Source organism: Streptomyces sp. SCPE 10 (assembly GCF_051980735.1).
Taxonomy (GTDB): domain Bacteria; phylum Actinomycetota; class Actinomycetes; order Streptomycetales; family Streptomycetaceae; genus Streptomyces; species Streptomyces misionensis.
The window spans coordinates 3,814,652-3,837,545 of record NZ_CP197069.1 but is presented as its reverse complement, the minus strand read 5'-3'; the positions used below and the strand labels follow the sequence as shown (position 1 = coordinate 3,837,545).

Below are 22,894 nucleotides of genomic sequence, written 5' to 3'. Positions count from 1 at the left end.
TTCAAGGGGGTCCGCCGTATCTGTGGAAAACCCCGTGCGGGAGGATCGCGGACATGACAGCACTCGACCTCAGCAGCCCCGTGGCCGTCGTCGGCACCGGCACCATGGGTCAGGGCATCGCCCAGGTCGCGCTGGTCGCCGGCCACCCCGTGCGGCTCTACGACGCCGCACCCGGGCGGGCCCGGGAAGCGGCCGTGGCGATCGGCGCCCGCCTCGACCGGCTGGTGGACAAGGGCCGGCTCGACGCCGCCGCCCGGGACGCGGCCCGCGCCCGTCTGGAACCCGCGCAGGCCCTCGCGGAGCTGGCCGACTGCGCCCTCGTCGTGGAGGCCGTCCTGGAGCGCCTCGACGTGAAGCAGCAGCTCTTCGGCGAGCTGGAGGACATCGTCGCCGAGGACTGCCTGCTCGCCACCAACACCTCCTCGCTGTCGGTGACGGCGATCGGCGGCGCCCTGCGCCATCCGGGCCGCTTCCTCGGCCTGCACTTCTTCAACCCGGCCCCGCTGCTCCCGCTGGTCGAGGTCGTCTCGGGGTTCGCCACCGACGTCGCCTCGGCCACACGCGCGTACGAGACCGCCCGTGCCTGGGGCAAGACCCCGGTGGCCTGCGCGGACACCCCCGGTTTCATCGTCAACCGGATCGCCCGGCCCTTCTACGCCGAGGCGTTCGCCGTCTACGAGGCGCAGGCCGCCGACCCGGCCACCATCGACGCGGTCCTGCGCGAGTCGGGCGGCTTCCGGATGGGCGCCTTCGAACTCACCGACCTGATCGGCCAGGACGTCAACGAGGCGGTGACGCGCTCGGTGTGGCAGTCCTTCTTCCAGGACGTGCGGTTCACCCCGTCGCTGGCCCAGCGCCGCCTGGTGGAGTCCGGCCGCCTCGGCCGCAAGACCGGACACGGCTGGTACGACCACACCGAGGGCGCCGAGCGGCCCGAGCCGCACACCGCCGACAAGGAGCAGCCGCCCGCCCACGTCGTCGCCGAGGGGCGACTCGGTCCCGCACGCGAACTGCTCGACCTGATCCGCGAGGCGGGCATCCAGGTCCGCGAGGAGGACGAGGACAACGGCACCCGCCTGGTGCTGCCGAGCGGCGGCCAGCTGGTCCTCGCCGACGGCCAGACCTCCGTGGAGTTCCGCGACGTCGTCTACTTCGACCTGGCCCTCGACTACCGCAAGGCCACCCGTATCGCCCTGGCGGCCTCCCAGGACACCTCGCCCCGCACCCTCGCCGAGGCCACCGGGCTCTTCCAGGCGCTCGGCAAGGACGTCAGCGTCATCGGCGACGTCCCCGGCATGATCGTGGCCCGCACCGTGGCCCGGATCATCGACCTCGCCCACGACGCGCTCGTCAAGGGCGTGGCGACCAAGGAGGACATCGACACCGCGATGCGCCTGGGCGTCAACTACCCGCTCGGCCCCTTCGAGTGGGACGACAGGCTCGGCCACGACTTCGCCTACGAGGTGCTCGACGAGATGCACGACCGCGACCCCTCCGGGCGCTACGCGCCCTCGCTCGCGCTCTTCCGCCACTCGTGCGCCGCCGAACGGCGGGAGGACCCCTCATGACCACGGCACGACGCGACACGTACACCCCCGAGACGCTGCTCTCCGTGGCCGTCCAGGTCTTCAACCAGCGCGGCTACGACGGCACCTCCATGGAGCACCTGTCCCGGGCGGCCGGTATCTCCAAGTCGTCGATCTACCACCACGTCAGCGGCAAGGAGGACCTGCTGCGCCGGGCCGTCAGCCGCGCCCTGGACGGCCTGTTCGCGATCCTGGAGGAGCCGGGGGCGCGGGAGGGGCGGCCCGTGGACATCCTGGAGCACGTCGTACGGCGCATGGTCGAGGTGCTCATATCCGAACTGCCCTATGTGACGCTGCTGCTGCGGGTGCGCGGCAACACCGCCACCGAGCGGTGGGCGCTGGAGCGGCGCCGCGACTTCGACCACCGGGTCGCGGAGCTGCTCAAGGCCGCCGCCGCCGACGGCGACGTACGCGCCGACGTGGAGATGCGGCTGGTCACCCGGCTGGTCTTCGGAATGATCAACTCCATCGTGGAGTGGTACCGGCCGGACGCGCGCGGTGCCACCGGCCGCGAGGTGGCCGACGCGGTCGTCCGGCTGGTCTTCTCGGGGCTGCGCGGCGACTGAGTCACGCGTCCGGCTCCAGGTCCTCCTCCTCGAACACCAGCAGCGTGCGGGTGCTCAGCACCTCGGGGATGGCCTGGAGCCGGGTGAGCACCAGCTCGCGCAGCGCCCGGTTGTCGGGCGTGTGCACCAGCAGCAGGACGTCGAAGTCGCCGCCCACCAGCGCGATGTGCGAGGCGCCGGGCAACTGCCGGAGCTGTTCTCGGACCGTGCGCCAGGTGTTCTGGACGATCTTCAGCGTGATGTACGCCGAGGTGCTGTGTCCGGCGCGCTCGTGGTCCACGCGCGCGCCGAAACCCCGGATCACCCCGTCCTCGACGAGCCGGTTGATGCGCGCGTAGGCGTTGGCGCGCGAGACGTGGACGCGTTCGGCGACCGACCGTATCGAGGCGCGGCCGTCCGCCTGGAGGATGCGCAGAATGTCCTGGTCGATGGCGTCCAGCGGCCGGGCCGGGGACAGTACGGCCTCCTGCGTCTCGTCGGCCATTCGTTCAGGTGCCATGTCCCCCCGCTTCCTCGCCGTGGACGTCCTGCGTTCATTCCAGGCTGTGCAGAACCGTTTGTCCACAGCCTCGACCCGCCTGTAGCCAAATTGTGCCAGCGACCGAACAATCGGTAGGTGAGGCGGGTCACAGCCGACACGCCTCCCGTAGCCGCTCCCACGAGGAGGTGCCGTCATGACGGTTCTGGAGCAGCGGGGCGCGTACCGGCCATCGCCGCCGCCCGCCTGGCAGCCCCGTATGGACCCCGCGCCGCTGCTGCCCGACGCCGAGCCCTACCGCGTCCTCGGCACCGAGGCGGCCGCCAAGGCCGATCCCGACCTGCTCCGCCGGCTCCACGCCCACCTGGTGCGCGGCCGCCGCTACAACACCCAGGCCACCGCGCTCACCAAGCAGGGCCGCCTCGCCGTCTACCCCTCCAGCACCGGCCAGGAGGCGTGCGAGGTCGCCGCCGCCCTGGTCCTGGAAGAGCGCGACTGGCTCTTCCCGAGCTACCGCGACACCCTGGCCGTCGTCGCCCGCGGGGTGGACCCGGTCGAGGCCCTCACCCTGCTGCGCGGCGACTGGCACAGCGGCTACGACCCGCACGCCCACCGGGTCGCCCCCCTGTCCACCCCGCTGGCCACCCAGCTCCCGCACGCCGTGGGCCTCGCCCACGCCGCCCGCCTCAAGGGCGACGACGTGGTCGCGCTCGCCATGGTCGGCGACGGCGGCACCAGCGAGGGCGACTTCCACGAGGCGCTGAACTTCGCGGCCGTCTGGCAGGCACCCGTGGTCTTCCTGGTGCAGAACAACGGCTTCGCCATCTCCGTCCCGCTCGCCAAGCAGACCGCGGCGCCCTCCCTGGCCCACAAGGCCGTCGGGTACGGCATGCCGGGCCGCCTGGTCGACGGCAACGACGCAGCGGCGGTGCACGAGGTGCTCACCGACGCCGTACGGCGCGCCCGCGCGGGCGGCGGCCCCACGCTGGTCGAGGCGGTCACCTACCGCATCGACGCCCACACCAACGCCGACGACGCCACCCGCTACCGGGGCGACGCCGAGGTGGACGCCTGGCGCGCGCACGACCCGGTGCGGCTGCTGGAGACGGAGCTGACCGAGCGCGGCCTGCTCGACGAGACCGCCCTGGAGACCGTACGGGAGGAAGCCGAGGCGATGGCCGCGGACCTGCGCGCGCGCATGAACCAGGACCCCGACCTCGACCCCATGGCCCTCTTCGACCACGTCTACGCCGAGACCACCTCCCAACTGCGCGAACAGCGGGACCTGTTGCGGGCCGAGCTGGCGGCCGAGCAGGACGGGCCCGACCAGCAGGAAGGCGACCGCCGATGACCACCGTGGCCGTCAAGCCCGCCACCATGGCACAGGCCCTCACCCGCGCGATGCGCGACGCGATGGCCGCCGACCCGAGCGTGCACGTCCTGGGCGAGGACGTCGGCACCCTCGGCGGTGTCTTCCGGGTCACCGACGGACTCGCCAAGGAGTTCGGCGAGGACCGCTGCACCGACACCCCGCTCGCCGAGGCCGGCATCCTCGGCGCCGCCGTCGGCATGGCCATGTACGGCCTGCGGCCGGTGGTGGAGATGCAGTTCGACGCCTTCGCCTACCCGGCGTTCGAGCAACTGGTCAGCCATGTCTCCCGGATGCGCAACCGCACCCGCGGCAGGATGCCCCTGCCGATCACCGTGCGCATCCCCTACGGGGGCGGCATCGGCGGCGTCGAACACCACAGCGACTCCTCCGAGGCGTACTACATGGCCACCCCCGGCCTGCACGTGGTCACGCCCGCGACCGTCGCCGACGCCTACGGCCTGCTGCGCCGGTCCATCGCCTCCGACGACCCGGTGGTCTTCCTGGAGCCCAAGCGGCTCTACTGGTCCAAGGACACCTGGAACCCCGAGCAGCCGACGGAGGTCGAGCCGATCGGCCGGGCGGTGGTGCGGCGCACCGGCCGCAGCGCCACGCTGATCACCTACGGCCCCTCCGTGCCCGTCTGCCTGGAGGCCGCCGAGGCGGCGCGGACCGAGGGCTGGGACCTGGAGGTCGTCGACCTGCGCTCCCTGGTGCCGTTCGACGACGAGACGGTGTGCGCCTCGGTGCGCCGCACCGGACGCGCGGTGGTGGTGCACGAGTCCACCGGATTCGGCGGGCCGGGCGGCGAGATCGCGGCCCGCGTCACCGAGCGCTGCTTCCACCACCTGGAGGCCCCCGTGCTGCGCGTGGCCGGGTTCGACCTGCCCTACCCGCCGCCCATGCTGGAGCGGCACCATCTGCCCGGCGTGGACCGCATCCTGGACGCCGTGGCCCGGTTGCAGTGGGAGGCCGAGGGCTGATGGCACAGGTGCTGGAGTTCAAGCTGCCCGACCTCGGCGAGGGGCTGACCGAGGCGGAGATCGTCCGCTGGCTGGTCCAGGTCGGTGACGTGGTCGCCGTCGACCAGCCGGTGGTCGAGGTCGAGACGGCCAAGGCCTCGGTGGAGGTGCCCTGCCCCTACGGCGGCGTGGTCACCGCCCGCTATGGCGAGGAGGGCACCGAACTGCCGGTCGGCGCACCGCTGCTGACGGTCGCCGTCGGCGAACCGGAGGCCGAGCCGGAGAGCGGATCGGGCAATGTCCTGGTCGGCTACGGCACCTCCGGGGCGCCCGGCCGCCGGCGGCGGGTACGGCCGGCGGCGCCGGTCCGCGGAGCGAGAGTGAACGGTGCCGCGCCCGCGCCCGCCGCGAGCGCCCCCGCCGTCACCCCGGCCGCGGCGCCCGGCGGTCCCGTGCCCGTGATCTCCCCGCTGGTCCGGCGGCTGGCCCGCGAGGGCGGGCTGGACCTGCGCGGGCTGGCCGGTTCGGGTCCGGACGGGCTGATCCTGCGCGCCGACGTGGAGCGTGCCCTGCGGGCCGCGCCGGCCCGGAACGGCGCCCGCCCGGCCGGGGCCCCCGCCTCCGCCGTTCCCGCCCCGGGCGCGGCGGAGGTCCGGGTCCCCCTCAAGGGCATCCGCGGGGCCGTGGCCGACAAACTCTCCCGCAGCCGCCGGGAGATCCCGGACGCGACCTGCTGGGTGGACGCCGACGCCACGGAACTGATGCGCGCGCGGGCCGCGATGAACGCGGCCGGAGGACCGAAGATCTCCCTCCTCGCGCTGCTCGCCCGCGTCTGCACCGCCGCGCTCGCCCGCTTTCCCGAGCTGAACTCCTCGGTCGACACCGAGGCCCGCGAGGTCGTCCAACACCCGTACGTGCACCTCGGGTTCGCGGCACAGACCGACCGCGGCCTGGTCGTACCGGTCGTCCGGGACGCCCATGCGCGCGGCGCCGAGTCGCTGACCGCCGAGTTCGCCCGGCTCACCGAGGCCGCCCGCGCCGGGACGCTGACCCCGGGCGAACTCACCGGCGGCACCTTCACGCTGAACAACTACGGGGTCTTCGGCGTCGACGGCTCCACACCGATCGTCAACCACCCCGAGGCGGCCATGCTCGGCGTCGGCAGGATCGTCCCCAAGCCCTGGGTGCACGAGGGGGAACTGGCGGTGCGCCAGGTCGTCCAGCTGTCGCTCACCTTCGACCACCGGGTGTGCGACGGCGGCACGGCGGGCGGCTTCCTGCGGTACGTGGCGGACTGCGTGGAACAGCCGGCGGTGCTGCTGCGCACGCTGTGAACCCGCGGTTCCCTGTGATCGGCCCGGCCCGCATACTCGGGGAGTGACCGACAAAGCCACCGCCGACGAGACCGGCGCCGGGCCGCCGGCCACCGCGGCCGCCACGACCCCCGTGCCGTACGACCCGTACGACGCCGTCGTGCTGGCCGGTGGTGCCGCGCGGCGGCTCGGCGGGGCCGACAAGCCCGGGGTGCGGGTCGGCGGCCGGGCACTGCTGGACCGGGTGCTCGCCGCCTGCGCGGGCGCCCGTACGACCGTGGTCGTGGCCGCGCCCCGGCCCACCGTCCGGCCCGTGCGCTGGGCACGCGAGGAGCCGCCCGGCGCGGGGCCGGTCGCCGCGCTCGCCGCCGGCCTGCGGCACACCACGGCCGAGCACGCCGTCGTCCTCTCCGCCGACCTGCCCTTCCTCCGCCCGGCCACGCTGCGCCGGTTGCTGGCCGCGCTCCACGAGACGGGCGCCGACGGCGCGCTGCTCACCGACGCGGACGGTCGCGACCAGCCGCTGGTGGCCGCCTACCGCACCGCCGCGCTCCGCCGCGAACTGGCCGCCCTCGCCGCCGCGCACGACGGCCTCACCGGCCTGCCGCTGCGCCGGCTCACCGGCGCCCTCCGACTCACCCGCGTCCCGGACCCGCACGCGTCCTTCGACTGCGACACCTGGGACGACATCGCCAACGCCAGGGCACGCATCAGGGAGCATGGGCACGTGTTGGATGAATGGATCTCCGCAGTCAAGGACGAGCTGGGCATCGACCTGGACGTCGACATGAACGTCCTGCTCGACCTGGCCCGGGACGCCGCGCACGGTGTGGCGCGGCCCGCCGCCCCGCTGACCACCTTCCTCGTCGGCTACGCCGCGGCCCGAAGCGAGGGCGGCCCCGAGGCCGTCGCCGAGGCCGCCCGCAAGGCCGCCGCGCTGGCGCTGCGCTGGGCGGAAGAGGCGCGGGAGACCGGCGGGGCCGGGGAAGGGAACGGGGGCCCGAGCGCCCCGGACGCCGGATGACCGCGTCCCGCCTCCGCGGCGGGGCACCCGTGGAGGACGGCGACGACCTCGATGTCGAGGAGGCCCTGGCCCTCGTGCGGGAAGCCAAGGACGACAGCACCGGCCCGGCCCCGGCGCCCGGGGCACGGGACGCGCGGACCGACGGGCCGCACCGGGCCACCCCCTGGCCCGAGGCCCGCGAGATCGCCGCCCGCGCCGCCCGGACGGCCCGGTCCGCGGGCGCCCGCCGCCCCGTCTCCGTCCCGCTCGGCGACTCCCTCGGCCTGGTCCTGGCAGCGCCCCTCGACGCGCTCGGCGACCTGCCCTCCTTCGACACCTCCGCGATGGACGGCTGGGCGGTCGCCGGACCCGGCCCCTGGACGGTGCGCGAGGAGGGGGTGCTCGCCGGGCACGCCCAGCCTGCGCCGCTCACCGACGGCGAGGCGGTGCCCATCGCGACCGGTGCCCGCGTCCCCGCCGACACCACCGCCGTGCTGCGCACCGAGCACGGCCGCACCGACACCCAGGGCCGGCTGCACGCCACCCGGGACCTGGCCCACGGTCAGGACATCCGCCCGCGCGGCCAGGAGTGCCGCAGCGGTGACCAGTTGCTGCCCGTCGGCACCCTGATCACCCCCGCCGTCCTCGGTCTGGCCGCCGCCGCGGGATACGACACCGTCACCGTCGTCCCCCGCCCCCGCGTCGAAGTCCTCGTCCTCGGGGACGAGTTGCTGACCAAGGGGCTGCCGCGCGAGGGACTGATCCGGGACGCGCTCGGCCCGATGCTGCCGCCCTGGCTGCGCGCCCTCGGTGCCGGGGTCGTCGCCGTACGCCGGGTCCGCGACGACGCCAGGGCCCTGCGCAAGGCGATCACCGCCTCCCCGGCCGACCTGGTCGTCACCACCGGAGGCACCGCCGCCGGGCCCGTCGACCATGTCCACCCCACCCTGGAACGCATCGGCGCCGAACTCCTCGTGGACGGCGTCGCGGTGCGCCCCGGCCATCCCATGCTGCTGGCCCGCATCCAGGACGGCCGGCATCTGGTCGGACTGCCCGGCAACCCCCTCGCGGCCGTCTCCGGCCTGCTCACGCTCGCCGAGCCGCTGCTGCGAACCCTGGCCGCCCACCCGGCCCCCGAGCCGTACGCGCTGCCCCTGACGGAGGCGGTGCAGGGGCACCCGTACGACACCCGGCTCGTCCCCGTGGTGCTGCGCGGCGACCGCGCCGTACCGCTGCACTACAACGGCCCGGCCATGCTGCGCGGTGTCGCCGCCGCCGACGCGCTGGCCGTCGTGCCGCCGGGCGGCGCCCGGCCGGGCGAGGAGGCGGAGCTGCTGGACCTGCCCTGGGCGGCCGCCGGGATCGGGGTATGTTTCACGTGAAACACGCGGACTACGACGCCACCGCCTCCCCCGATTCCGCCCTCTCCCGCGACGACGGCCCCCAGATGGACGAACGGTCGGTCGCCCACCGGGTGAAACTCCCGGTCAAGGTGGTGGAGCGCCCCCTCCGCCAGGTCGCCAAACGGCTGCTCATGGCGCTGCTGGTCCTGGTCCTGACCGCGCTCGTCGTCTACGTCGACCGCGCGGGCTACCGCGACAGCGCCGACGACTCCGTGGACCTGCTCGATTCCTTCTACTACGCCACCGTCACCCTCTCCACGACGGGATACGGCGACATCACCCCGGTCAGCGACAGCGCCCGGCTGACCAACATCTTCGTCATCACGCCCCTGCGCGTGCTGTTCCTGATCATCCTGGTCGGCACCACGCTGGAGGTCCTCACCGAGCGGACCCGGGAGGAGTGGCGCCTGAAACGCTGGAGGTCCGCCTTGCGCGAGCACACCGTCGTCATCGGCTTCGGCACGAAGGGGCGGTCCGCCGTGCAGACCGTGTGCGCGACCGGGCTGAAGAAGGAGCAGGTGGTCGTGGTCGACCCCAGCGCCAAGGTGATCGACGCGGCGACCGCCGACGGCTACGCCGGGGTCATGGGCGACGCCACCCGCAGCGAGGTGCTCAAACGGGCCGAGGTGGGCAAGGCCCGGCAGATCATCATCGCCCCGCAGCGCGACGACACCGCCGTGCTGGTCACCCTGACCGCGCGGCAGCTCAACCGGAGCGCCAAGATCGTCGCCGCCGTGCGCGAGGAGGAGAACGCCCCGCTGCTGCGGCAGTCCGGCGCCGATGCCGTCATCACCAGCGCCAGCGCGGCCGGCCGGCTGCTCGGTCTCTCCGTCCTCAGCCCCGCCGCCGGCATGGTCATAGAAGACCTCATCCAGCAGGGCAGCGGACTGGACCTGGTGGAACGGCCCGTGGTGCGCGCCGAGGCGGGCAAACGGCCGCGGGAGATCGACGACCTCGTGGTGAGCGTGGTCCGCGGCCATCGTGTGCTCGGATACGACGACCGCTCCATCGGCACCCTGCAACTCACGGACCGGCTCATCACCATCGTCCGCGCCAGCCCGGGCACCCAGATCACCCCGCACATCCGCCCGCTGCCCGCGGACTGAGCGAACGGCCCCCGCGCACCGGCACCGGCGCCGCTCGGGGAGTAGCGTCACCGGCATGCATGCGATCACGATTCCCGAACCTGGTGGTCCCGAGGCGCTGGTGTGGGACGAGGTTCCCGACCCGGTGCCCGGCGAGGGCGAGGTGCTGGTCGAGGTGGTGGCCGGTGCCGTCAACCGTGCCGACATCCTGCAGCGCCAGGGCTTCTACGACCCGCCGCCCGGTGCCTCCCCCTACCCCGGCCTGGAGTGCTCCGGCCGGATCGCCGCGCTCGGCCCCGGGGTGTCCGGCTGGGCCGTGGGCGACGAGGTCGCCGCCCTGCTCGCGGGCGGCGGCTACGCCGAGAAGGTCGCCGTACCCGCCGGGCAGTTGCTGCCCGTGCCGGAGGGCGTCGACCTCGCCCAGGCCGCCGCGCTGCCCGAGGTGGCGTGCACGGTCTGGTCCAACGTGTTCATGGTCGCCCATCTGCGCCCCGGCGAGACGCTGCTCGTGCACGGCGGCTCCAGCGGCATCGGCACCATGGCGATCCAGCTGGCCAAGGCGGTCGGCGCCAAGGTCGCGGTGACCGCCGGGACCAAGGAGAAGCTGGAGCGCTGCGCCGAGCTGGGCGCGGACATCCTGATCAACTACCGGGAGCAGGACTTCGTCGCCGAGATCAAGGAGGCCACCGGCGGCGCGGGCGCCGACGTCATCCTCGACAACATGGGCGCCAAGTACCTCGACCGCAACATCCAGGCCCTCGCCGCCAACGGGCGGCTGGCGATCATCGGGATGCAGGGCGGCGCCAAGGCCGAGCTGAACATCGGCGCCCTGCTGAGCAAGCGGGCCGCCGTCAGCGCCACCTCGCTGCGGGCCCGCCCGCTGGACGAGAAGGCCGCCATCGTCGCCGCGGTGCGGGAGCACGTCTGGCCGCTGCTCGCGGCGGGGCACGTCCGGCCGGTGGTGGACCGCGCACTGCCGATGCCGGAGGCCGCGCAGGCCCACCGGGTGGTCGAGGAGAGCGGCCACATCGGCAAGGTGCTGCTGTTGGCTCCGTGACGGAGTCCGCCGGTGTGCGCGGGGGCGCTCAGCCCCTGCGCAGCCGCAGGCCCAGGAAGGCCAGGCCCAGCCCCAGGCCGATGAGGACCAGCCCGCTGCCCAGCGGGAGGATCCGCAGCTCCGGCTCGCTCGCGTCCTCGCTCTGCCGGGCCGCTTCCCGCGGGGCCCCCGTGGGGTCGAGGCCCGCGTCCCGGGGCGGGGGCGAGACCGCGGACGTCGGAGGCTCGGCGGTCTCCGGCTCCGCGGGCTCGGCGGCGGCGGAGCCGACGGGGTCGTCGTCGCCCTCCACCTCGGCCCAGGGACCGTCCGCCCGGCCCGGGCGCATCCTGCCCTCACCGGCCCCGCTCCCGGCCCGGGACGGCTCGCCGGACGGCGGGTGGTTCGAGGAGGCGGAGGGCCGGGGGGCGTGCGTGGGACGCGGGGGGTCGCCGGCCGCCGGGCCGTCGTGCTCGTGACCGGGTTCGTGCCCCGGGCCGTCCTGGTGATCGTGCGCCGGGCGAGCCGGGTCGCCGGAGCTGCCCGCGTGCCCCGAGGGCGAGGGCGAGGACGGGGGCGACGGGGAAGGGGCCGTGGGCGTCGAGGAGTGCGTGGTGCCGGGACCGGCGTACGCGGTGGCGGCGCCGTAGGCGGGCAGGGCCGCCACCAGGACGACCAGCAGCCGCAGCGAGTGGTGGGTGAGTCGCAGCCATGGAGTCACGTCGGTGACCTCCCGGAGCCCAGCCGGCGTGAGCCGTGATCGATGGATGAACCGACGGAAACAGCCTCACATCCACCGACTCGCCGGGCATTCCGGATTGGGCCGACGGGTCTAGAGGAAAGTTCGGCCGATCCGGGGGGCACCCCGGTGGCGAGGCGGGCGGGTGGGAGAGAATGACGGCATGGAGATGCCGAGGAACGAACGGTCGCCCGAGAATCCGCAGATCCTCGTCGTGGGCCAGGACGGGATGGCGCTCGGCGGAGGCAGCGGGAACGACGATTCCCGTGAGACTCCGGTGACGGAGCAGGTCGAGCAGCCCGCCAAGGTCATGCGGATCGGCAGCATGATCAAGCAGCTCCTGGAGGAGGTGCGTGCGGCTCCCCTCGACGAGGCCAGCCGGGTGCGGCTGAAGGAGATCCACGCCAGTTCGGTCAAGGAGCTGGAGGACGGCCTGGCGCCGGAGCTGGTCGAGGAGCTGGAGCGGCTGTCGCTGCCGTTCACCGACGACGCCACCCCGAGCGACGCGGAACTGCGGATCGCGCAGGCCCAGCTGGTGGGCTGGCTGGAGGGCCTCTTCCACGGCATCCAGACCACGCTGTTCGCCCAGCAGATGGCCGCCCGCGCCCAGCTGGAGCAGATGCGCAGGGCGCTCCCGCCGGGCGTGTCGATCCCCGAGGGCGACGACCACCAGGCCGGCGGCCGCTCGGGCGGTCCGTACCTCTAGGGCCGGCCCCCGACCACGCGAAAGGGCCCGGCGCACACGCGCCGGGCCCTTCTCACGCGCGCGTCACTGCGGCGGATTGCCCGTCGACACGCTCAGCTCGATGGTGCCCGGGTCCTTGGCGTTCACGTCCGTGCCCTCGGACGGGAACTGGTCCATCACGGTCCCGTCGCCCCAGGTGTTGTCGTCCACCTTCTTGACCTTCAGCTGCCAGCCGGCCGCCTGGAAGCACGCCTTGACGGAGTTGATGTCCTTGTAACGGAAGTCGGGCAGCCGGATCTTGTCGGGGTCGTCGTACGACTCCTCCGGCTCCGTGCACTTCGTCTTGTCGATCACCCGGGTGGTGTCCGGCGCCCGGTAGCCCGGCCGGTGCGAGGCTGCCGCCGAGGCGGAGGCGCCACCGCGCCCGCCCGTGTCGTCGCCGCCGCCGTTGTTCGCGGTCAGCGCCACGATCAGGCCGACGACCGCGGCGAGCGACACCACGCTCGCGCCGATGATCACGCCCTTGTTGCCCCGGCCGCCGCCGGAGCCCCGCCCGGCTCCCTGCACGGCCGTCTGCGGCGCCTGGGCGTACGGCGGCGGGGTCTGCGGCCCGTAGCCCACGGGCGGGGTCTGGTAGCCGGCCTGCTGCGGGTAGCCGTAGGACGGGGCGGGCGCGACCGGAGCCGGGGTGCCCTGGCCGGGGCCGTACGGGCCCGGCTGGTACGGCGTCTGCACCGGACCGGGCGGCGACTGCCGCGCCTGGTCGACCGGCGGGAAGACCGCGGAGCCGACACCCGAACCGCTCTGCCGCGGGCCCGCGCCGGGCACGATGCTCGGCGCCGCCGCCTGGAAGGAGGCGGCGACCCGCAGGCACTCCTCGCGCATGGCCTCGGCGGTCGGGAAGCGCTCGTTCGGGTTCTTCCGCAGCGCGCGGGCGACCAGCGCGTCCACCGCGGGGGGCAGCGAGCGGTTGACGGAGGACGGCGCGACCGGTTCCTCCTGCACATGCGCGTACGCGATGGCCAGCGGGGAGTCCGCGTCGAACGGCAGCCGCCCGGTGACCAGTTGGAACAGCATGATGCCGACCGAGTACAGGTCGGAGCGGGCGTCCACGCCCCGGCCGAGGGCCTGCTCGGGCGAGAGGTACTGCGGGGTGCCGACGACCATGCCGGTCTGCGTCATGGACGTCACACCGGACTGCATGGCGCGGGCGATGCCGAAGTCCATGACCTTGACCACACCGCGCTTGGTCATCATCACGTTGCCCGGCTTGATGTCGCGGTGGACGAGCCCCATCTCGTGGCTGATGTCCAGCGCCGCCAGCACGTCGGCGGTGACCTTCAGCGCCTTGTCGGCGGGCATGGCGCCGTACTGCCGGATGTCCTCTTCGAGTACGGAGCCCAGCGGGCGGCCCTCGACGTACTCCATGACGATGTACGGCGTGGCCATGCCGCCCAGGTCGTCCTCGCCCGTGTCGAAGACGGAGACGATGTTGGTGTGCGTGAGCTTCGCCACGGCCTGGGCCTCGCGGCGGAAGCGCTCGCGGAAGGCCTGTTCGCGGCCGAGTTCGGTGTGCAGCGTCTTGATCGCGACCTGACGGTCCAGCACGGAGTCGTACGCGAGGTGCACGGAGGCCATGCCGCCCTCGCCGAGCAAGTCGCGCAGCTGGTAGCGGCCACCGGCCAGCGCCTGCCCCGCGTACCGGCCGTGTGCGCCGTCCTGGCTCATCTCTCCGCGTCCCCCGTCGGCCGTCAGATGCCCTGGCGCATCGCGCGGGCCTTGATCGAATGTGTCATTCCCGGCCAAGTCTGCCCCAGGCCCCGGACACGTCAAGCTCGGTGCCCGTTCCGTGACCGTACGCGCAAGAAGCGTCGCGCAAGCGTTACAGGGGGCGTACGACCGGCACACACAATTTGCACGACGGCCCTTGCTGAGGGTTTGATGACCGGTCCGTCGCTTGGCTGGTCCCGGTCCCGGTTCCGGACCGGTGGCCCCCACGGAGGCTGTAGCGTGGCCGACGGAGACCGTGACAACACCGCGCGCACCGCGGGCAGAAACGACGGCGAGGACTGATGGCACAGACGCAGCGCGCCCAGGGCCCGTCCGACCCGGAGGCGTCTGGCGGCGGCATGTCGGACGCGCCGGAGTCGTGGGGCAACGGAGGGCTTGTCGGCGACGGCCGGTACCGGCTCACGCACCGGCTCGGCCGGGGCGGCATGGCCGAGGTCTTCGCCGCCGAGGACGTCCGTCTGGGCCGTACGGTCGCGGTCAAGCTGCTCCGCGCCGACCTGGCCGAGGACCCCGTCTCCAAGGCCCGCTTCACACGCGAGGCACAGTCGGTCGCCGGACTCAACCACCACGCGATCGTGGCCGTGTACGACTCCGGTGAGGATGTCGTGAACGGCCAGTCCGTGCCGTACATCGTCATGGAGCTGGTCGAGGGCCGCACCATCCGCGATCTGCTGATCAACGCGGAGGCGCCGGGCCCGGAGCAGGCGCTGATCATCGTCTCCGGCGTCCTGGAGGCGCTCGCCTACTCGCACCAGCACGGCATCGTGCACCGCGACATCAAGCCGGCGAACGTGATCATCACCGACAGCGGCGCCGTCAAGGTGATGGACTTCGGTATCGCCCGCGCCCTGCACGGCGCGCAGTCCACGATGACCCAGACCGGCATGGTCATGGGCACCCCCCAGTACCTCTCCCCGGAGCAGGCGCTCGGCAAGGCCGTCGACCACCGTTCCGACCTGTACGCGACCGGCTGCCTGCTGTACGAACTGCTCGCGCTGCGGCCCCCGTTCACCGGTGAGACCCCGCTGTCGGTCGTCTACCAGCATGTCCAGGACACGCCGGTGCCGCCGTCGCAGGTCCTTCAGGCCTGCCCGCCGGAGCTGGACGGCCTGGTCATGCGCTCGCTCGCCAAGGAGCCGGACGACCGGTTCCAGACGGCCGAGGAGATGCGCGGCCTGGTCCAGTACGGCCTGCAGATGCTGTACGACCAGGGCGGGCACACCGGCACCTGGAACACCGGCCCGGTAGCCGCGCACGACGCCCGGCAGACCCCCGCGGGCGGCTTCGCGGGCACGACCGTGATGCCGCACCCCATGGACGGCGCCGGCACCGCGCAGATCCCGCAGCCGTTGCTGCCGCAGGGCTACGGCAGCGGCGACGACGGCGGCTTCGAGGGCCACGGCAACAAGGGCAGCGGCCGCGGCAAGCTGTGGATCCTCGCCGTGCTCGCGGTCATCGCCATCGCGGCGGGCGTGGCCCTGGCGGTGAAGGGCACGGACGGCGGAGGCGGCTCCGGCCCCGACACCAAGCCGCCGGCGACGCACACCAAGAGCACCAAGGACGACTCCGACCCCGCGAGCCCGACCGACGACAGCACCGGGCGGCCCACGGACACCGCCACCGACAACGGGTCGGACACCGGTTCCGGGTCGGGCTGGGGGCAGCCGTCGTACTCGCCGTCGTACACCCCGTCGCAGCCGCAGCACACCGGCTCGACGGGCCAGCCGACCGCCCCGCAGAGCACGGCCTCACAGCCCTCGGACCCGACGAGCGGCGGCGCGGACGCGGGGACCGGCGACGGCGGCACGGACGCCGGCAGCTCGGACGGCGGCACGGACGCGGGCGCCAACGGCGGCGGCACCACCAACGACGGCGGCCTGTCGAACGGCGGGGCGGGCCTGCCCACCGGCTGAGCGGCGCCGCCGGTCACCGGGTGAACGCCTCGCACACCGCGTCGTACTGCCGGGTCCACCACACCGCGAGCGCGGAGGCGGCCGGGAACTGGCAGTCGGCGCGGGTGTCGCCGCGCTCGTAGTGCCAGCGCAGCATCCAGAAGTCGTTCAGCCGTTCCCACCACACCCGGTGCACGGCCGCCGTCAGCTCCACGGACGTGACGCCGGCCGCGCGCCGGTACGCGCGGGCGTACGCCCGCACCTTCGGCAGGTCCAGCGTGCCCTCCGGGCGGACGAAGAAGATCGCGGCGGCGCGTACCGCCTCCTCGGCGCGCGGCTGTACGCCGAGCCGGTCCCAGTCCACGATGGCCGCGGGGGCGCCGTCCTTGTAGAGCAGGTTGAACGGGTGGAAGTCGCCGTGCACCCAGCCGACCGGTCCGCCGGGCGGCGGGCGCCGGTCCGTGTGCCGCTCCAGCAGCGCGCGCCGCTCCAGCAGCCGGTGGCGGGCCAGCGCGTCGAAGGCGTCGGCGGGGCGGTGCCGGCGCACCCGGGCGAGCAGCCGGCCGATGAGGTCGAAGGTGTCCGCCGGATCGGCGCTCTCCACGGGATGCGGTCCGGTGGCCGGGCGGGTGCGCCCCTTGGGTGGCATCACGCGCTCCAGACAGGCGTGCACGGCGCCGAGCAGCGCCCCGAGGCGGGCGCTCTCCGTGCGGGTGAGCTGGCCGCCGTGGCGGTGCCCGCCGTCGATCCAGGGGTGCAGGGCGTAGGCGTGGCCGCCGATCACGGCGACGGTGCGGCCCTCACGGTGCGCGAGCGGCACGGCGACCGGGACGCCCAGGTCGGCCAGGCGCCGGGTGGCCCGGTGTCGGCGCTCGATGGCGGCCGGGTCGGCGGTGTCGGGGTCGAAGTGGTGTTTGAGGAAATAGCGGCCGCGCGTGGTGCACAGCCGGTAGCCGCGATTGAGCAGACCCTGGTCGACCGGTTCGCAGGCCACCGCGGTACCCGCGGTGTCGTAAAGGCGGAGAAGGGCGCCCACCGGGGGCGCGGGGGGTGGTACACAAGGGCGCGGCACGCCGGAGATGCTAGGGCACCGAAAAAGCCTGTGAGCTGGGCATTGTCACAGGAAGTCAGCGCCGATCGCATTCGGTCACAGGGTGTACCGCCGTGAACGCGCACGTGTATTCCGGTATCCGCCGCCAACTCTTCCCGTCACCTGGGTGACCGGGATAACGTGCGGGTGCTCCGGCCTTGCCACAAGGCTGTGACCAGCACGCTTCCGCACCATCTCGATTTACTTGGAAATCCAAGCAAAATCGCAGGTCAGGTGGGGTTTCACAGAATTGTGGAGCACTGGGTAACGTAATGGTTGCAGGGCGCTCGCCGGGGCACCTGTCACGCCTGTTCCCGGCCGAGTGGCACCCACCCCGTGCCCGGTGGTCGAAACAGGTGAGCCGCACTGGCCTACCGGCAACCCCGGGGGCCGGAACGACGGAGGAGCACACGTGACCGTGGACAGCAGTGCCGCGCGCAAGCGCAGCGCCGCAGGCAAAGCCGGCACCACCGGCAGCAAGACCGGCACCGCCGGGACGAAGTCCGGAGCCACCGGCGCCAAGCGCACCACCAGCACCACCCGGGCCCCGCGCACCGCGCGCGCAGGCGCCAGGAAGAGCACCGAGCCCGCTCTCGTGCAGCTTCTGACGCCGGAGGGCAAGCGGGTCAAGAACGCCGAATACGACTCCTACGTCGCCGGCCTCACCCCCGAAGACCTGCGCGGCCTCTACCGCGACATGGTGCTCACCCGTCGTTTCGACGCCGAGGCCACCGCCCTGCAGCGCCAGGGCGAGCTGGGCCTGTGGGCCTCCCTGCTGGGCCAGGAGGCCGCCCAGATCGGTTCCGGCCGCGCCACCCGCGAGGACGACTACGTCTTCCCGACCTACCGCGAGCACGGCGTCGCCTGGTGCCGCGGGGTGGACCCGACCAACCTGCTCGGCATGTTCCGCGGCGTGAACAACGGCGGCTGGGACCCCAACAGCAACAACTTCCACCTGTACACGATCGTCATCGGCTCCCAGACGCTGCACGCCACCGGCTACGCGATGGGCGTGGCCAAGGACGGCGCGGACTCGGCGGTCATCGCCTACTTCGGCGACGGCGCCTCCAGCCAGGGCGACGTCGCTGAGTCCTTCACCTTCTCCGCGGTCTACAACGCGCCCGTGGTGTTCTTCTGCCAGAACAACCAGTGGGCGATCTCCGAGCCGACCGAGAAGCAGACCCGGGTGCCGCTCTACCAGCGCGCCCAGGGCTACGGCTTCCCGGGCGTGCGCGTGGACGGCAACGACGTGCTCGCCTGCCTGGCGGTCACCAAGTGGGCCCTGGAGCGCGCCCGCAACGGCGAGGGCCCCACCCTGGTCGAGGCGTTCACCTACCGCATGGGCGCCCACACCACCTCCGACGACCCCAGCCGCTACCGCGGCGACGAGGAACGCCAGGCGTGGGAGGCCAAGGACCCGATCCTGCGCCTTCGCCGCTACCTGGAGGCCTCGAACCACGCGGACGAGGGATTCTTCGAGGAACTCGAGGCCGAGTCCGAGGCGTTGGGCAAGCGAGTGCGCGAAGCGGTCCGCGCCATGCCCGACCCGGACCACTTCGCCATCTTCGAGAACGTGTACGCGGACGGGCACGCGCTCGTCGACGAGGAGCGGGCCCAGTTCGCCGCCTACCAGGCGTCGTTCGCGGACGCAGAAGGGGGTCACTGAGATGGCCGAGAAGATGGCGATGGCCAAGGCCATCAACGAGTCGCTGCGCCGCGCCCTGGAGGCCGACCCCAAGGTCCTGGTCATGGGTGAGGACGTCGGCAAGCTCGGCGGCGTCTTCCGGGTGACGGACGGCCTCCAGAAGGACTTCGGCGACAGCCGGGTCATCGACACCCCGCTCGCCGAGTCCGGCATCGTCGGCACCGCGATCGGCCTCGCCCTGCGCGGCTACCGGCCGGTGGTGGAGATCCAGTTCGACGGCTTCGTCTTCCCGGCCTACGACCAGATCGTCACCCAGCTCGCCAAGATGCACGCGCGCTCGCTGGGCAAGGTCAAGATGCCCGTCGTCGTGCGCATCCCCTACGGCGGCGGCATCGGCGCGGTCGAGCACCACTCGGAGTCCCCCGAGGCCCTGTTCGCGCACGTGGCCGGCCTGAAGGTCGTCAGCCCCTCGAACGCCTCGGACGCCTACTGGATGATGCAGCAGGCCATCCAGAGCGACGACCCGGTGATCTACTTCGAGCCCAAGCGCCGCTACTGGGACAAGGCCGAGGTGGACGTCGAGGCCATCCCCGCCCCGCTGCACAAGGCCCAGGTGGTCCGCGAGGGCACCGACCTGACGCTGGCGGCGTACGGCCCGATGGTGAAGCTCTGCCAGGAGGCCGCCGCCGCGGCCGCCGAGGAGGGCAAGTCGCTGGAGGTCCTGGACCTGCGCTCGGTCTCCCCCCTCGACTTCGACGCCGTCCAGGCCTCGGTGGAGAAGACCCGCCGCCTGGTCGTGGTCCACGAGGCCCCGGTGTTCTTCGGCTCCGGCGCGGAGATCGCCGCCCGGATCACCGAGCGCTGCTTCTACCACCTGGAGGCCCCGGTGCTCCGGGTCGGCGGCTACCACGCCCCGTACCCGCCGGCCCGCCTGGAGGAGGAGTACCTGCCGGACCTGGACCGCGTGCTCGACGCCGTCGACCGCTCGCTGGCGTACTGAGGGAGAGGGTCGTGACGACGATGACGGACGCGTCCGTACGCGAGTTCAAGATGCCCGACGTGGGCGAGGGCCTGACCGAGGCCGAGATCCTCAAGTGGTACGTCCAGCCGGGCGACACGGTCACCGACGGTCAGGTGGTGTGCGAGGTCGAGACCGCCAAGGCGGCCGTCGAACTGCCCATCCCCTACGACGGCGTGGTCCGCGAACTGCGCTTCCCCGAGGGCACCACGGTCGACGTGGGCACCGCCATCATCGCGGTGGAGGTCGCGGGCGGGGCCCCCGTTCCGGCCCCCGCGGAGCCCGAGGCGTCGGCCGCCCCCGCGGCGCCCGCCGAGGAGCCCAAGGCCGAGGGCCGCCAGCCGGTCCTGGTGGGCTACGGCGTGTCGACGTCCTCCACCAAGCGCCGTCCCCGCAAGGGCCCTGAAGTCACCGTCCCGGCTCCGGCCGAGGCCATCCAGGCCGAGCTGAACGGCCACGCCCCCGCGGCGGACCGCTCCCGCCCGCTGGCCAAGCCCCCGGTGCGCAAGCTGGCCAAGGACCTTGGCGTCGACCTGGCCGCGGTCACCCCGTCCGGCCCGGACGGCGTCATCACCCGCGAGGACGTCCACGCGGCGGCCACGCCGGTGGCCGCGCCCGAGCCGGTGGCGGCCCCCGCCGCTCCCGCTGCCGCCGCTCCCGCCCCGGTGGTGACGTACGACGGCGCCCGGGAGACCCGTATCCCCGTCAAGGGTGTGCGCAAGGCGACGGCGGCGGCGATGGTCGGCTCGGCCTTCACGGCCCCGCACGTCACGGAGTTCGTGACGGTGGACGTGACCCGCACCATGAAGCTGGTCGAGGAGCTGAAGCAGGACAAGGAGATGCAGGGCAGGCGGGTCAATCCGCTGTTGCTGATCGCCAAGGCCCTGCTGGTCGCCATCAAGCGCAACCCGGACATCAACGCCTCCTGGGACGAGGCGGCCCAGGAGATCGTGGTCAAGCACTACGTCAACCTGGGCATCGCGGCGGCCACCCCGCGCGGTCTGATCGTGCCGAACATCAAGGACGCGCACGACAAGACGCTGCCCCAACTGGCCGACGCGCTCGGCGAGCTGGTGTCCACGGCGCGCGAGGGCAGGACCTCCCCGTCGGCGATGCAGGGGGGCACGGTGACCATCACCAACGTCGGCGTCTTCGGCGTCGACACCGGCACGCCGATCCTCAACCCCGGCGAGTCGGCGATCCTCGCGATCGGTGCGATCAAGCTCCAGCCCTGGGTCCACAAGGGCAAGGTCAAGCCCCGCCAGGTCACGACCCTGGCCCTGAGCTTCGACCACCGCCTGGTCGACGGCGAGCTGGGCTCCAAGGTCCTCGCCGACGTGGCGGCGATCCTGGAGCAGCCGAAGCGGCTGATCACCTGGGCGTGACGGCTCCGCGGAGACCGTGACAAGGGCCGCGCACCCCTGCCGGGGTGCGCGGCCCTGTGCCGTGGTGGGCCGCTCGGCCCCGGGGCGCGCGGCTCGGCCTCGAAGCGCGCGGCTCAGTCCTCGTCGCCCGCGGGTGCGGCGAGCTGTCCGGTGAGGAGGGCCAGCCAGCCGCTGGGCGAGTAGGGCGCCGGCGGGTCGACCTCCATGCCGAGTTCCGCGACCGCGAGGGCGTAGTCGGACTCGTCCAGCTCCAGGGCGAGCAGTTCCTGGAGCTCGCCCACGAGGCGGGCGACGAGCTGCGGGTCGGTGGAGTGCCGGTAGTCCTCGACGGCGGCGTGGTGGTCGTCGAACTCGTCCGGCATGTCCTGGGAGAACCATCCCCCCAGGAACTGGCCGAGTTCCGGGAACCGGGCGTGCCACTCCCAGTGGGTGACGGGCGGCGCCGGCGCCGGCACCTCCCCGGTCTCGATGCTCGCCCTGATGTGGTCGGCGAGGCAGCGCAGCCAGGACTGGATCTCGCCCTGGGGCAGCCCGACATCGGGGATCGCGTAGAACTCGCCGAGGCGCAGCCGCAGCCGTCCGGGCGGGTTGTCGGCGTACTCCCGCAACTGCCGCTCGGCGACGGCCAGGGCCCACGGCCGGCTGTGCCAGGTGTGCCGGAGGTAGGCGGTGAGCGCCTGACCGGCCTGCTCCGGGGTGTCGTCGGCGGGCTGCCCCAGGTAGGCGCGCATGACCTGGTCGAGTTCGCCGTACCGGCGGTCGTGTTCGAGGGGGCTCAGGGGCACGGTGGTCAGCCTCTACGGGTCGCTACAGATGGATCGGGAAGGTGGCGTGCACGACGAACCCGTGCGGGCGCGCGGGGTCCCTCCGCAGGACCACCCGGGCGGCCCGCACCTCGACGGGCTCCCGGCCCGCCAGCATCATCGCCTGCAACAACACCCGCCCGACCGGCTCCTCCCGCGCGGGCCAGGCCGCCTCGATACTCAGCCGCGCCCGCGTGGACTGCGCGAGCCAACGGTGAATGAGCTGCTCATTGGCGGTGACGACCTGCTGGGTGGCCCATTGGGCGGTTTCCCGGTCGGGGTAGGTGGCGGAGCGGGTACGCATCTAGGCGACGTCCCCCTCGGTCCGGTCCCGGCCGGGTGTCCACAGTGGCGAGTGGGCTTCCTTCAGGTGCTCGATGCAGCGCCGGGCGAGCAGCGGGAAGAAGTCGAGGAAGTCCGCGCTGCCCGACCCGCCGTCCATCCCCTCCAGGGAGAAGAACATGTCCAGCTGGTCCTCGGTGTGGAAGAGCGCGAGGGCCTGGTAGCACTCGGACACGACACCCGGCAGCCGCCACGGGCACTGCGGGTGCGACTCCTCGATGAACATGCGGATTCCGTCCTCCACGGAGGAGTCCCGCATCTCGTCGCTGATCGCGACGCCGTCCTGGCCCCAGTAGATCGGCAGGATCTGGGAGAAGCGCGGGAAGCGCAGGCGCAGCTCGCCCGTGGTCAGGGGGACGTCCTCGGAGGACCGCCATTTCCCGATCTCCAGGTGCTCGGCGATCTCCCGGAGCACCCGGGGCGTGCGGTCCTCGGTCTCCGCGCGGGGAATGCGGCCGAGTGCTTCGTGCGTGGGGTCGGCCTCGAAGAGATCCGCGGCCACGCGCAGTTCGGCGGCGATCTCCCGGAGATTGCGGCCGCCGTCCTGTTCGGCATTCCGTATTCCGCGGATGAGCGGGAACAGCCGCGGCCCCCATTGGGCGGGGTCGTCGGGAATTCCCGTGCCCCACCGGTCGTACGGGGACAGGAGTACGCGGGCGCCCTCAAGGCTCCAGTAATCCACGGATCCCGGATTCGTCATGCGATC

General features: G+C 73.2%; 21 protein-coding genes. 14 read left to right on the top strand and 7 right to left on the bottom strand.

From position 1 onward, the window contains the following. Positions 1-53 precede the first annotated feature (53 nt). Together ACSP97_RS17805 and ACSP97_RS17800 are read left to right on the top strand one after the other, a co-directional pair. Complete coding sequence (locus ACSP97_RS17805) at positions 54-1,568, top strand: 3-hydroxyacyl-CoA dehydrogenase (protein ID WP_355321548.1); 1,515 nt, start codon at positions 54-56, stop codon at positions 1,566-1,568. Continuing rightward, entirely contained in the window at positions 1,565-2,152 is a 588-nt protein-coding gene (locus tag ACSP97_RS17800) for a TetR/AcrR family transcriptional regulator (protein WP_355321550.1), read from the top strand. The genes ACSP97_RS17805 and ACSP97_RS17800 overlap by 4 nt, the downstream gene beginning before the upstream one ends. Before the next feature lies 1 nt (position 2,153). On the opposite strand, the gene ACSP97_RS17795 is transcribed toward ACSP97_RS17800, so the two are convergent. Further along, the gene (locus ACSP97_RS17795; protein ID WP_208624867.1) at positions 2,154-2,651 is read right to left on the bottom strand and encodes an Lrp/AsnC family transcriptional regulator; all 498 of its coding nucleotides are present in this window, start codon (positions 2,649-2,651) and stop codon (positions 2,154-2,156) included. A gap of 175 nt (positions 2,652-2,826) precedes the next feature. Between ACSP97_RS17795 and pdhA (ACSP97_RS17790) the strand changes: the two genes are divergently transcribed. The 7 genes from pdhA (ACSP97_RS17790) to ACSP97_RS17760 all read left to right on the top strand — a co-directional run bounded on the left by pdhA (ACSP97_RS17790) (position 2,827) and on the right by ACSP97_RS17760 (position 10,822). Beyond that, positions 2,827-3,981, top strand: a complete 1,155-nt coding sequence (pdhA, locus tag ACSP97_RS17790) for a pyruvate dehydrogenase (acetyl-transferring) E1 component subunit alpha (protein ID WP_440558263.1) — start codon at positions 2,827-2,829, stop codon at positions 3,979-3,981. Next, positions 3,978-4,982, top strand: coding sequence for an alpha-ketoacid dehydrogenase subunit beta (locus ACSP97_RS17785; RefSeq protein ID WP_355525880.1), 1,005 nt, complete (start codon positions 3,978-3,980; stop codon positions 4,980-4,982). The genes pdhA (ACSP97_RS17790) and ACSP97_RS17785 overlap by 4 nt, the downstream gene beginning before the upstream one ends. Next, positions 4,982-6,295 (top strand): dihydrolipoamide acetyltransferase family protein, encoded by a 1,314-nt coding sequence (locus tag ACSP97_RS17780; RefSeq protein WP_440558261.1) that lies wholly within the window; start codon positions 4,982-4,984, stop codon positions 6,293-6,295. The genes ACSP97_RS17785 and ACSP97_RS17780 overlap by 1 nt, the downstream gene beginning before the upstream one ends. A 112-nt stretch (positions 6,296-6,407) precedes the next feature. Next, positions 6,408-7,298, top strand: a complete 891-nt coding sequence (locus ACSP97_RS17775) for an NTP transferase domain-containing protein (protein ID WP_358673801.1) — start codon at positions 6,408-6,410, stop codon at positions 7,296-7,298. Continuing rightward, complete coding sequence (locus tag ACSP97_RS17770; protein ID WP_440558258.1) at positions 7,295-8,659, top strand: molybdopterin molybdotransferase MoeA; 1,365 nt, start codon at positions 7,295-7,297, stop codon at positions 8,657-8,659. The genes ACSP97_RS17775 and ACSP97_RS17770 overlap by 4 nt, the downstream gene beginning before the upstream one ends. Beyond that, entirely contained in the window at positions 8,647-9,786 is a 1,140-nt protein-coding gene (locus tag ACSP97_RS17765) for a potassium channel family protein (protein WP_382010168.1), read from the top strand. Before ACSP97_RS17770 ends, ACSP97_RS17765 begins: the two co-directional genes overlap by 13 nt. 55 nt (positions 9,787-9,841) lie before the next feature. Continuing rightward, entirely contained in the window at positions 9,842-10,822 is a 981-nt protein-coding gene (locus ACSP97_RS17760; protein WP_355146422.1) for an NAD(P)H-quinone oxidoreductase, read from the top strand. 28 nt (positions 10,823-10,850) lie between these two features. Here ACSP97_RS17760 and ACSP97_RS17755 read toward each other — a convergent pair whose 3' ends face one another. Further along, positions 10,851-11,519 carry a hypothetical protein gene (locus ACSP97_RS17755; RefSeq protein WP_358673542.1) on the bottom strand — a complete coding sequence of 223 codons (669 nt, stop codon included), beginning with the start codon at positions 11,517-11,519 and terminating at the stop codon, positions 10,851-10,853. Between the two features lie 181 nt (positions 11,520-11,700). Here ACSP97_RS17755 and ACSP97_RS17750 point away from each other — a divergent pair, with 181 nt between their 5' ends. Further along, on the top strand, positions 11,701-12,243 hold the full coding sequence (locus ACSP97_RS17750) for a bacterial proteasome activator family protein (RefSeq protein WP_355146418.1): 543 nt from the start codon (positions 11,701-11,703) through the stop codon (positions 12,241-12,243). A gap of 63 nt (positions 12,244-12,306) precedes the next feature. Here the strand turns inward: ACSP97_RS17750 and ACSP97_RS17745 are convergent, their stop codons facing one another. Then, entirely contained in the window at positions 12,307-13,950 is a 1,644-nt protein-coding gene (locus tag ACSP97_RS17745) for a protein kinase domain-containing protein (protein WP_355146416.1), read from the bottom strand. Positions 13,951-14,294: 344 nt separating this feature from the next. On the opposite strand from ACSP97_RS17745, the gene ACSP97_RS17740 reads away from it, so the two are divergent. Continuing rightward, positions 14,295-15,926 (top strand): protein kinase domain-containing protein, encoded by a 1,632-nt coding sequence (locus ACSP97_RS17740; protein ID WP_355146414.1) that lies wholly within the window; start codon positions 14,295-14,297, stop codon positions 15,924-15,926. 13 nt (positions 15,927-15,939) lie between these two features. Here the strand turns inward: ACSP97_RS17740 and ACSP97_RS17735 are convergent, their stop codons facing one another. After that, the gene (locus ACSP97_RS17735; protein WP_355525896.1) at positions 15,940-16,977 is read right to left on the bottom strand and encodes a phosphotransferase; all 1,038 of its coding nucleotides are present in this window, start codon (positions 16,975-16,977) and stop codon (positions 15,940-15,942) included. A gap of 430 nt (positions 16,978-17,407) precedes the next feature. Between ACSP97_RS17735 and pdhA (ACSP97_RS17730) the strand changes: the two genes are divergently transcribed. Genes pdhA (ACSP97_RS17730) through ACSP97_RS17720 form a run of 3 tightly spaced genes read left to right on the top strand, consistent with a single transcriptional unit; the run spans position 17,408 to position 21,043 of the window. Then, positions 17,408-18,661: a pyruvate dehydrogenase (acetyl-transferring) E1 component subunit alpha gene (gene pdhA, locus ACSP97_RS17730; protein ID WP_355146410.1), complete on the top strand. Its 1,254-nt coding sequence runs from the start codon at positions 17,408-17,410 to the stop codon at positions 18,659-18,661. 1 nt (position 18,662) lies between these two features. After that, positions 18,663-19,640, top strand: coding sequence for an alpha-ketoacid dehydrogenase subunit beta (locus tag ACSP97_RS17725; RefSeq protein WP_070024386.1), 978 nt, complete (start codon positions 18,663-18,665; stop codon positions 19,638-19,640). A gap of 11 nt (positions 19,641-19,651) precedes the next feature. Further along, positions 19,652-21,043, top strand: a complete 1,392-nt coding sequence (locus ACSP97_RS17720; RefSeq protein ID WP_355321570.1) for a dihydrolipoamide acetyltransferase family protein — start codon at positions 19,652-19,654, stop codon at positions 21,041-21,043. 113 nt (positions 21,044-21,156) lie between these two features. Here the strand turns inward: ACSP97_RS17720 and ACSP97_RS17715 are convergent, their stop codons facing one another. The 3 genes from ACSP97_RS17715 to ACSP97_RS17705 are packed head-to-tail and all read right to left on the bottom strand — an operon-like array spanning position 21,157 to position 22,888. Beyond that, the gene (locus ACSP97_RS17715) at positions 21,157-21,828 is read right to left on the bottom strand and encodes a contact-dependent growth inhibition system immunity protein (RefSeq protein ID WP_355146406.1); all 672 of its coding nucleotides are present in this window, start codon (positions 21,826-21,828) and stop codon (positions 21,157-21,159) included. Between the two features lie 22 nt (positions 21,829-21,850). Next, positions 21,851-22,150: an RNase A-like domain-containing protein gene (locus ACSP97_RS17710; RefSeq protein ID WP_355146404.1), complete on the bottom strand. Its 300-nt coding sequence runs from the start codon at positions 22,148-22,150 to the stop codon at positions 21,851-21,853. After that, complete coding sequence (locus ACSP97_RS17705; RefSeq protein WP_440558253.1) at positions 22,151-22,888, bottom strand: hypothetical protein; 738 nt, start codon at positions 22,886-22,888, stop codon at positions 22,151-22,153. Positions 22,889-22,894: the final 6 nt, after the last annotated feature.

Coding starts and splice junctions, on each gene's coding strand:
- ACSP97_RS17805 (WP_355321548.1), top strand. CDS start 54: ATGACAGCACTCGACCTCAGCAGCCCCGTGGCCGTCGTCGGCACCGGC.
- ACSP97_RS17800 (WP_355321550.1), top strand. CDS start 1,565: ATGACCACGGCACGACGCGACACGTACACCCCCGAGACGCTGCTCTCC.
- ACSP97_RS17795 (WP_208624867.1), bottom strand. CDS start 2,651: ATGGCACCTGAACGAATGGCCGACGAGACGCAGGAGGCCGTACTGTCC.
- pdhA (WP_440558263.1), top strand. CDS start 2,827: ATGACGGTTCTGGAGCAGCGGGGCGCGTACCGGCCATCGCCGCCGCCC.
- ACSP97_RS17785 (WP_355525880.1), top strand. CDS start 3,978: ATGACCACCGTGGCCGTCAAGCCCGCCACCATGGCACAGGCCCTCACC.
- ACSP97_RS17780 (WP_440558261.1), top strand. CDS start 4,982: ATGGCACAGGTGCTGGAGTTCAAGCTGCCCGACCTCGGCGAGGGGCTG.
- ACSP97_RS17770 (WP_440558258.1), top strand. CDS start 7,295: ATGACCGCGTCCCGCCTCCGCGGCGGGGCACCCGTGGAGGACGGCGAC.
- ACSP97_RS17765 (WP_382010168.1), top strand. CDS start 8,647: ATGTTTCACGTGAAACACGCGGACTACGACGCCACCGCCTCCCCCGAT.
- ACSP97_RS17760 (WP_355146422.1), top strand. CDS start 9,842: ATGCATGCGATCACGATTCCCGAACCTGGTGGTCCCGAGGCGCTGGTG.
- ACSP97_RS17750 (WP_355146418.1), top strand. CDS start 11,701: ATGGAGATGCCGAGGAACGAACGGTCGCCCGAGAATCCGCAGATCCTC.
- ACSP97_RS17745 (WP_355146416.1), bottom strand. CDS start 13,950: ATGAGCCAGGACGGCGCACACGGCCGGTACGCGGGGCAGGCGCTGGCC.
- ACSP97_RS17740 (WP_355146414.1), top strand. CDS start 14,295: ATGGCACAGACGCAGCGCGCCCAGGGCCCGTCCGACCCGGAGGCGTCT.
- ACSP97_RS17725 (WP_070024386.1), top strand. CDS start 18,663: ATGGCCGAGAAGATGGCGATGGCCAAGGCCATCAACGAGTCGCTGCGC.
- ACSP97_RS17710 (WP_355146404.1), bottom strand. CDS start 22,150: ATGCGTACCCGCTCCGCCACCTACCCCGACCGGGAAACCGCCCAATGG.
- ACSP97_RS17705 (WP_440558253.1), bottom strand. CDS start 22,888: ATGACGAATCCGGGATCCGTGGATTACTGGAGCCTTGAGGGCGCCCGC.